4 protein-coding genes and 4 pseudogenes are annotated in these 7466 nt (G+C 32.8%); 3 read left to right on the top strand and 5 right to left on the bottom strand.

Annotated elements, in window-relative coordinates:
* Both CHV_RS04525 and CHV_RS04520 read right to left on the bottom strand, forming a co-directional pair.
* On the bottom strand, positions 1 to 869 hold an 869-nt coding region (locus CHV_RS04525), incomplete at its 3' end, for an IS982-like element ISCca1 family transposase (RefSeq protein ID WP_034577647.1).
* 422 nt (positions 870 to 1291) lie between these two features.
* A pseudogene (locus CHV_RS04520) lies at positions 1292 to 2788 on the bottom strand (DNA translocase FtsK); the annotation flags it as partial.
* Between the two features lie 152 nt (positions 2789 to 2940).
* Between CHV_RS04520 and CHV_RS04515 the strand changes: the two are divergent.
* A pseudogene (locus CHV_RS04515) lies at positions 2941 to 3815 on the top strand (IS982-like element ISCca4 family transposase).
* A gap of 61 nt (positions 3816 to 3876) precedes the next feature.
* Positions 3877 to 4640, top strand: a protein-coding gene (locus CHV_RS05475; protein ID WP_130721316.1) for an IS5 family transposase whose coding sequence is annotated in 2 segments (ribosomal slippage) — positions 3877 to 4249 and positions 4249 to 4640 — 765 coding nt in all. Because the reading frame shifts where the segments join, the coding sequence is not laid out codon by codon here.
* A 207-nt stretch (positions 4641 to 4847) separates the two neighbouring features.
* Here CHV_RS05475 and CHV_RS04500 read toward each other — a convergent pair.
* The 3 genes and pseudogenes from CHV_RS04500 to CHV_RS04490 form a co-directional block, all read right to left on the bottom strand.
* On the bottom strand, positions 4848 to 5588 hold the full coding sequence (locus CHV_RS04500) for a hypothetical protein (RefSeq protein ID WP_034577646.1): 741 nt from the start codon (positions 5586 to 5588) through the stop codon (positions 4848 to 4850).
* Between the two features lie 57 nt (positions 5589 to 5645).
* Positions 5646 to 5948, bottom strand: coding sequence for an iron-sulfur cluster assembly protein (locus tag CHV_RS04495; protein ID WP_051602260.1), 303 nt, complete (start codon positions 5946 to 5948; stop codon positions 5646 to 5648).
* An 848-nt stretch (positions 5949 to 6796) separates the two neighbouring features.
* Positions 6797 to 7318: pseudogene (locus CHV_RS04490) on the bottom strand (IS5-like element ISCca7 family transposase); the annotation flags it as partial.
* 64 nt (positions 7319 to 7382) lie between these two features.
* Between CHV_RS04490 and CHV_RS05470 the strand changes: the two are divergent.
* Positions 7383 to 7466: pseudogene (locus CHV_RS05470) on the top strand (IS6 family transposase); the annotation flags it as partial.

Raw genomic sequence — 7466 nt, 5'->3', positions numbered from 1 at the left:
AAACCAGTTGTATATATATTAGCTATAGCCGGTTTTTTCTCTTTTAGCCCATAAGCAGTAATACCAGCTATTAAATTGACAATAAAATTAGGTATGCTTCTGTGTCTAGAGTGTTCTATTTGGCTAATATTTTTAAGCTGATCGATAATGGTTTCAATGATGGATCTCTTTCGAAGCATTAATTTATCCCATAATGTCATAAAAGCATTTTTCATATTTTTCTTGATATGGGTAATGAGCTCTATTCCTTTTTCCATAAGTTTTTCAAATAATTCTTTGCTGATATAGCCTTTATCCGAGAATACTTTACCGATTAAATTTTTGCATAAACTTTTTGCAGGGAATCTATCCTTGACCCTACCTGGGGTAAGTGTAAAATTCATAATTTCACCTAAATCATTTACAATCAAATGTAACTTGAACCCAAAAAACCAGCCAGTCGTTGTTTTACCTTTAGTAGCTATTGATTTAAATACTTTGTTAGAACAAGCCCTTTGTACCTTACAAACTTTAATGGCTGTTGAATCCATAAAATAACAACCTGTTCTTGTCTTAGAAAGACTATGCGTAAAGAAATACATAGGAACTAACGTTCTTTTTACTAGTGATATGAATCTATTATAGCTCACTAATGTTCTAAACTCACTTGAGTGAAATTGCTCTAAATGAATATAATACATCTTAAAATTTCTAAAACCTATTAGATGAAAAGCAATTAGTATAGTCATTATTTCGCTTAAGTTAAGAGAACAAGTTCTAGTGGGTTTTCTTGTGGGCTCTGTTAACAGCTTTTTCTCCATATAAGGCATAAATTTTATTAAAAACTCATCTACCATATAATATATTTCTACTAATTTGTCTACATTCATAAGCGGCTCCTTTAGTTTTTAGAGGTAATTTTCAATCACCTAAATTTAAAACTCAAAGAAGCTTCTTTATACGCAAATATGAAAATCTAATCCAGAGTTCAGGTTAATTGATCTTATTAATCTAAAAATATAATACGAACTACAAACCTAATATACAAAATATTTCATGACGACACTATCTAGAAAAAATTATGCAAAATAAGACTTGATTAGCATTTAAAATGGATACAGGGTTCTGTTCTATTTGGTAGTGGACTGACTTTTAAGACAAATTTTTAGAATTTTATTTCCTTTCATATTAATTTGATGAAAACATACCATCGAGAAACAAAACTGGTTTTTTGTCTCGTTTTTTCAGTCCACTATATTATGCAAGAACAAAAAACAAACGCGGCAGAACCCAGTAGATAGTCATTTAAAATTTAGTCTTTTCGTGGTAACCTAGTTAATATTTCATTTAAGATGGCTTCATCTGTTACCAAAACTTCTCGAGCTTTACTGCCTTCAAAAGGACCTACAATGCCTGCAGCTTCCAATTGGTCTATCAATCTTCCAGATCGGTTGTAGCCCAGCTTCAGTTTCCGTTGAATCAAAGAAGTACTTCCTTGTTGATGTAAGACAATCAATCTTGCTGCTTCTTCAAATAGTGGATCTGTTGATTGTAAATCTACTGCCACACCATCCTCTTTGTCTTCTTCATCATAAGTAGGCAACAGGTAGGCAGATGGGTAGCCTTGTTGTCCACCAATATAGCTGCAAATACGTTCCACTTCTCCTGTATCTAAAAAGGGAGTTTGTAATCGAATAATATCAGAGTTCATAGAGAGCAACATATCACCATTGCCTACTAATTGCTCTGCACCACTTGCATCTAAAATAGTTCTAGAGTCAATTCGTGAACTTACTTTGTAGGAAATCCTAACAGGAAAGTTGGCTTTGATAATACCAGTAATAACATTTACAGAGGGCCTTTGTGTGGCCAACACAAGATGTATGCCAATGGCACGTGCCAATTGCGCTAGTCGGGCAATGGGTACTTCTATTTCCTTACCTGCTGTCATCATCATATCTGCGAATTCATCTATAACCAATACAATGTAAGGTAAAAACCGATGCCCTTCTTGGGGGCTCAGTATCCTTTTTATAAATTTTTCATTATATTCTTTGATATTACGGGTCCCTGCTTCCTTTAGCAGTTCATACCGATGGTCCATTTCAATGCATAAAGAATTAAGGGTATGGATTACTTTTTTGGTCTCTGTAATAATAGGCTCTTCGCTGATGGGTAATTTCGCTAAAAAATGACGTTCCAATCTATTATACAAAGAAAGTTCTACCTTTTTAGGGTCTACTAGTACCAATTTTAATTGAGAGGGATGCTTTTTATAAATCAAGGAAGTGAGTAGTACATTAAGTCCCACAAATTTTCCTTGCCCAGTAGCACCGGCAATCAGTAGATGCGGCATACGGCTCAAGTCTGCAATAAATAATTCATTTGAGATGGACTTACCCAATACAATAGGTAAATCCATCTTTCCTTTTAAAAATTTCTCAGATCCAACCATCTCCTGGAGGGGTACTACCTCTCTATTTTTATTGGGTACTTCAATACCAATGGTTCCTTTTCCTGGTATGGGTGCAATGATCCGAATACCTAATGCAGCCAGGTTAAGTGCAATATCGTCTTCGAGATTTTTTATCTTGGAGATTTTGACTCCTGCTTCGGGTACTATTTCATAAAGGGTAACAGTAGGGCCAATAGTGGCTTTTATTTTGGCAATATTGATTTTAAAGTTCTGTAGGGTTTGTACAATATTATTTTTATTAATAGCCAATTCTTCTTGTGTAACAGATAGTTGTTCTTGTCTATACTGTTCTAGTAGATCTAAAGGAGGATATTTATAGTTGGATAGATCTAGATAGTGTCGTCATGAAATATTTTGTATATTAGGTTTGTAGTTCGTATTAACGTCAGTTTTGGATTAGAAATTAAGAAAAGAGTATAAAAAGCTCCTTTGTGTTTTAAATTTGTGGGATTGAAAAATAATCATAAAAACCAAAGGAGCCGGATATGAATGTATCAAAATTAGTTGAAATATATTACGCTGTTGATGAATTTCTTATAAAATTTATGCCTTATATGGAATCACATTTGTTACCTACTTCAGATAGAAAACCTACTAGAACATGTTCACTGATTTTGAGCGAAATAATGACAATATTAATTGCTTTTCATGTAATTGGCTTTAGAAATTTTAAGTTGTATTATATTCATTTACAACAATTTCATTCTAATGACTTTTGCAAGTTAGTAAGCTATAGTAGATTTATATCCCTAGTTCAAAGAACAGTAGTTCCATTTTACTTTTTTCTCAAAGTCTTTCTAAAACGAGAACAGGCTGTTATTTTATGGATTCAACCGCTATAAAGGTTTGTAATATAAAAAGAGCTTATGCTCATAAAGTATTTAAGACAATTGCTAGTAAAGGTAAAACTACTACTGGATGGTTTTACGGAATCAAATTAAACTTGATTGTCAATGATTTAGGAGAAATTATGAATTTTTCTCTTACTACAGGTAAGTCCAATGATAGATGGCCAGTAGAAAACTTATGTAAAAATTTGATCGGAAAAGTATTTGCTGATAAAGGCTACTTGAGTAAAGAATTATTTGAAAAACTTATGGGAAAAGGCATAGAACTGATTACTCAAATCAGAAAAAATATGAAAAATGCTTTCATGCCTATCTGGGATAGGCTAATGCTTCGAAAGAGATCTATCATTGAAACCATTATCGATCAGCTTAAAAATATTAGTCAGATAGAACACTCCAGGCATAGAAGTATACCTAATTTTATTGTCAATTTAATAGCTGGTATTACAGCTTATTCACTAAAAGAGAAAAAACCGGCTATAGATAATATATATACAACTGGTTTACAATAAGTCTAATCCGAAACTCACGTTATTATATTTTTAGATTAATAAGATCAATTATATTCCTAAGATGTCTAAATGGATTCACCGTCATGATATTTCAGACAAAGTATGGTCTATTTTATCACCTCTACTTCCAGGTCAACAAGGAGGTTGGGGAGCTGTTGCCAAAGATAATAGGCTGTTTATTAATGCAGTATTTTGGATTTTACGTACAGGATCTCCTTGGCGTGATCTTCCATCTAGCTATGGGGATTGGAAAAACACCCATCGTAGATTTTCTCGCTGGAGAGATAATGGTATATGGGAAAGGATCTTAGAGAGACTAATTAATAATCCTGATTTTAAATGGCTTATGATTGATTCTACTTATATAAAAGTACATATGCATGGAACGGGTGCGAAAGGAGGAAACCAATTTATGAGTCGAACAAAAGGGGGCTTAATACGAAGCTACATTTGGCCGTGGATGCGTCTGGTATGCCGGTCAGAGCTATTATCACAGAAGGTACCAGAGCTGATTGTAGCCAATCTACATATCTTATTGAAGGGATAACTCCAAAGCATTTGTTAGCAGACCGCGCCTATGATACCGATAAAATCATTAAATATGCTAGAGAAAAAGGTATTGTTCCTGTTATCCCTCCCAAAAAAAACAGAAAAATAAAGCGTGATTTTGACAAAAATCTATATAAATTCCGACATCTTGTTGAAAATATGTTTCTCAAAATTAAGCAATGGAGAGGAATCTCCACTAGGTATGCAAAAAACACAGCATCATTCTTGGCAGCTGTCCAAATTAGATGTATCCATCTATGGGCTAACTTCTTATAACGACACTATATAAAGTTGGATCGTAGTTTTCGCTCCGGATGTGGCTTAAGGGTATCGTTGAAGCAATAGCAGATGGAGGCGCTTGAGACAAATTTGATGGTTTAGGGGAAACTATTTCAAAAGCCACATTGCTTTTGTGCGGAGCAACAGTTTCTGTATCAGTTTGATCGCTTATATCCTCTAAATCTCTAGTAGCATGTGCAGTGGTTATATTACTCGTTTTTTTTTACTAGAGGAGACCTCACTTTCTGTATCAGGTGTTTTCCCAACTATTCTATTACTTTCTTCATCAATCAAACATGTAGCATTATGTTTTGATTTTTTGCTTGAGCATAAATTAATATTTGGTAAAGAGGTTATATTAAAACATATTACAGCGAAAATGACCAAAGTAACCAGAAGAAAAATAAAAGTACCATAGCCTAATAAACTTTTAAACAAAGTGCCAAGTGTATAGCCAATCCCTCCAAGGTGGTTGGCCAGTAGGGTAGCAGTTGGGCAGAGTGTATATAGATAGCCTAGTAAAATATTAAACCATAATACCAGAAAATGGAGGCCATTATCAATTTTAATAAAGAAAGGTTTCGACAAATTTTTTGTGTGACCATTTTTATACCGATTAAAAATAGACAAGGCAAAAAAATAAAAGCAGTGATACCCCACCATATATGGACACAATAATAACTTAAAAAAGACGCCTGTAAAACCTAACCAGTTTCCAGTAGCTAGATTAGACGGTTTTAGGCCCAATCTTCCAATAGATTCAATAAGATGCTGATCTTTAGCGCCATGAATAAGATGAGCCAAAAAGGAAAACGCTAAAAAAATAGTTATCCCCTGCAGCAAAAGGCCAATGGTTATTTTAATACGTTGATCTAATATAAATGACTTTGAGGAAGTGCTTTTTTTAGGCGTATCTGTTTGGATTTTATAATTATTTGGGGCCATTTAATAAAGGGAAGAAATATAAAAAATATAATATAGAAGAGATCATGTAGGGAAAAATTAAGCAAATCCCAACTCTAATTTCGCTGCTTCAGACATTCGATCCATTGTATAAGCTGGCTCAAAGGTAAGATGCACGGTTACTTCATGTACTCCCTCTATAGCTTTAATTTTTTCTTCTACTTGACTAGGTATAATATCTGCCGCTGGACAATTAGGAGAGGTAAGTGTCATTAAGATTTCAATATTATTTAGTGGCAAAATCGTAATTTCGTAAATAAGACCTAGTTCATAGATATCTACAGGTATTTCTGGATCGTAAACTTGTTTAATGGCTTCTATAACTTGTTCCTTTTGAACCATAGTAATAAGAATAGGTTACATCTGTCGCGCTTGTCACATCTATCTAGAAATTTCTTTTAAATTTTATTTTTTTGTATTATTAAAGACATAAATAACAATTTATTATACTTTTATGATAAAAAAAACGTCCTTAAAACTATTTACTTTTTAATAGATGCAACAAACGAAACAGATTGAGTTGTTATGTATTCAAATTTGTGCTGTTATTTTTCAATAAATCGATAAAATCTTTTCTATTACATGTTGTTGCATAGGTCAAAGCATCCCGTCCACTGTTATCTTTTAAATCTATATTTGTCTTATTCCCTATCAGTAATTTAGCAAATTCTATTTTATATCTTCTATTGCATGCATCAAAGGAGTCTTGCCTTTGCAATCTTGTGCGTATGTAGTAGTCAAGATTTAATCTTACAGACAGTAAAATTATAATTTGGTAGTTGTTGTTTAATTTTTTTAGTACCTCAGAAGCTCTCACAATGTATTCGATTTGATTATATTTTACAAGTATAGTGGACAGAAAAATTAAAACAAACTTTTATAAATTTTGTTTCCTAATCTAAACTCTGGATTATAGTTATTTCCATAAAACCACCCAGTAGTGGGTCCTTTTTCAGATATAGTTAACAATTTCTGTTCCATATATGGAACAAATTTTTTTAAAAACTCATCAACAGTATAATATATTTCGACTCGTTTTGATATATTGAGACCGTTGTTATAGATAGTTATTATAATTTTTGATAAGGTTGTAGTTGTATTTTTTGTAGTTTTTATGGTTAAGGATGCATAAATTTCATTATTTATTGATTTTCAAGTTAATATTTGTATATTTTAGATATACCATCCCCCTAAAAACCCTTTAAAATGATATTTGGAGCTCTATATAAATTATAGGCTATAGATTCCATAACATGTTGCTTATGGGTTTTATCAAGGCCTATATACCTAGCTCCTGAACTACGGAACCACCTCTTAATACTTCCAAATACTCTTTCTACTTTATAGCGCGTCTTAGATACAAATTTATTAAAACGTTTAGCAGCAGGTGATAAGGGATGATTTCTATTACCTTTCTTTTGAATAGCTGATTTTAATTTCTTGTTTTTTAGTAAAGTTTCGTTGGGCAAACCGCTATAGCCTTTATCTCCATAGAGCCTGCTTCCTGCTTTTAGAGATACTTTATCCAATAATATAGGTAAATGGGCACCATCATGACTAGATGCTTTTGTAGTCGTGACTGCCAGAACTAAACCTTCTTTACTTTCTATAAGGACATGTCGTTTATACCCATAGTAAAGATTATGACCTTTTTTGGTCCAACTAGCTTCTGGATCTACCCCTTTTTGATAACTATGAGATACCGATATAGGGTTCTGTCGCATGTGTGTAAAGAAAGCCTTAAATTTAGATTTTTAGTTTAAAACTTTAGTTTAGATGTTTAGTATTACGCCTCGATTATTGCCATATTTTAAAGGATTTTGTTCATCCCCGGAGTTAATTCTTTTATTTGTGTACATG

The organism is Cardinium endosymbiont cBtQ1 of Bemisia tabaci (genome assembly GCF_000689375.1).
In the GTDB taxonomy this organism is placed as follows: Bacteria; Bacteroidota; Bacteroidia; order Cytophagales; family Amoebophilaceae; genus Cardinium.
This window is presented reverse-complemented; position numbering and strand designations above follow the sequence as displayed.

What these genes read in the sequence shown, in the direction of transcription:
- CHV_RS04500 (WP_034577646.1), bottom strand. Translation starts at nt 5,588, where the DNA reads ATGGCCCCAAATAATTATAAAATCCAAACAGATACGCCTAAAAAAAGC.
- CHV_RS04495 (WP_051602260.1), bottom strand. Translation starts at nt 5,948, where the DNA reads ATGGTTCAAAAGGAACAAGTTATAGAAGCCATTAAACAAGTTTACGAT.